Below are 1,579 nucleotides of genomic sequence, written 5' to 3' on the forward strand. Positions count from 1 at the left end.
CGCATCACCCCTCCGGGCCACATGGCAGGAAGCGCCACCGGAGAAGATCATCCCTTGGTCCCCGAGACACATCCAGGGAATTGGGCAACAGAGTCCTGTACCGCTTCAAAACTCATCGCGTAGGGCTTGAGCTGGGAGTTCTCCGGAGTGGCTACGCGGCTCGGTGGTACTCATTGATCAGCCCGCCGAGTACCCTCCGGCGTTCGATCCGGCCTTCCAGCGGCACAACGGCCTGCCCGTCATGATCGAATGGCCGCTGCGCGCGGGACTGGTGCGGTCGGTGCACTCGGCCCGTACGGTGCGCACCCACCGCTCGGCGGAGCAGTTCGCCCGCGGCGTGCGCGGCGGGATCTTCACCACCGTCACGCCCTCGCCGTCGAAGACACCGGTGAACTTGGCATCCCGGTCGCGGACGAGGAAGCGAAACGAGTCGATCCGCGCCCCGAGGTCCATGAGCAGGTTGCGGGCTCTTGTGTCGTCCGGGCACCGGTGGGGTGGGCGGTCACGCCGAGGAGGTGCACGCGCCGGGTGGCGACTTCCATCACGAACAGCACGTACAGGCGCTTCAAAAAGATCGTGTCAATGTGGAAGAAGTCGAGGGCCGGCAGCCCTTGCGCTTGGGCACGGAGAAAAGTTCTCCACGAGGTGTCAGCGTCTCGAGGCGCCGGTCGCGGAGGATCCGGCATGCGGTCGCTTCACTCACCTGGTAACCGAGCCGGGCCAGTTCACCGTGCACCCGGCGATATCCCCAGGCCGGGTTCTCCCGCGCCAGACGCAGCACCAGCGCCCGGATCTCCTTGCCCGTCCTCGGACGGCCGGACCGGCTCGGATACGTCCGCCGGCGTCGGACCAGGAGGCGATGCCAGGTCAGCAGGGTGCCCGGCGTCACCAGTCGATGCGCGCAGGGCAGAGGGCAAGAACCGCACCAGCGCGGCCAGGACCGCTCGATCGACCCAGTCCGGCTTCGGCCGGGCGACCTGACGACGCAGCACCGCCACCTCGTGCTGGAGCACCATGATCTCGGCATTCTCGGCCGCCCCACTTCGGCCCAGGAGCGCCAGCCAGCCGAACAACCAAATCATGATCAGATACAGGAGACGGAGAGACACAGAACTGGTCTTGCCCGTACCGCCGCATCAGGTCGATCTGCGGGTCAAGCGCCTGCAACGACTTTTGAAGCGGTACAGGTCGCCGATAAGGGCTACAGCTCCCGTGCCATCCGTGTGTACCTGCACTGTCGCGGCATCGGCCACACCATCCCGGAGCGGGCAGACCAGATGGCCGGGCGAGCTCGCCGTGGGCATCGGTCCTGCGCTTTCGATCCGGTCCGCTACAGACGGCGCAACGTCGTGGAGCGTTGCTTCAACCGGCTCAAGCACTTCAAGGGAATCGCCACCCGCTACGACAAGCTCGCCGCGCATTACCGCTCAGCAGTGACCATCGCCTGCCTGTTGCTCTGGCTCAGATGAGATCCGCAAAACACGACCTAGTACTACAACAACATTTCGTTGTATAAGCGATGTCGTCGCCGGTAGTGGCTGATACGAGCACGGTACTGATAGAGCCTGCGGCGATACGA

At 65.1% G+C, this 1,579-nt stretch carries 2 protein-coding genes and 1 pseudogene; 1 reads left to right on the plus strand and 2 read right to left on the minus strand.

The annotated features are described in order from the left end of the window. Positions 1-177: 177 nt before the first annotated feature. Together FHS22_RS37615 and FHS22_RS37620 are read right to left on the minus strand one after the other, a co-directional pair. Positions 178-453, minus strand: a complete 276-nt coding sequence (locus FHS22_RS37615) for a hypothetical protein (protein WP_221474612.1) — start codon at positions 451-453, stop codon at positions 178-180. A 112-nt stretch (positions 454-565) separates the two neighbouring features. After that, positions 566-781 carry a hypothetical protein gene (locus tag FHS22_RS37620; RefSeq protein WP_221474613.1) on the minus strand — a complete coding sequence of 72 codons (216 nt, stop codon included), beginning with the start codon at positions 779-781 and terminating at the stop codon, positions 566-568. Between the two features lie 379 nt (positions 782-1,160). On the opposite strand from FHS22_RS37620, the pseudogene FHS22_RS38865 reads away from it, so the two are divergent. Next, a pseudogene (locus FHS22_RS38865) lies at positions 1,161-1,469 on the plus strand (transposase); the annotation flags it as partial. Positions 1,470-1,579: the final 110 nt, after the last annotated feature.

Origin of the sequence: Thiemannella venezuelensis, assembly GCF_014203605.1 — a bacterium.
GTDB classification, from domain to species: domain Bacteria; phylum Actinomycetota; class Actinomycetes; order Streptosporangiales; family Streptosporangiaceae; genus Planomonospora_A; species Planomonospora_A venezuelensis.

What these genes read in the sequence shown, in the direction of transcription:
- FHS22_RS37615 (WP_221474612.1), bottom strand. Translation starts at nt 453, where the DNA reads ATGGACCTCGGGGCGCGGATCGACTCGTTTCGCTTCCTCGTCCGCGAC.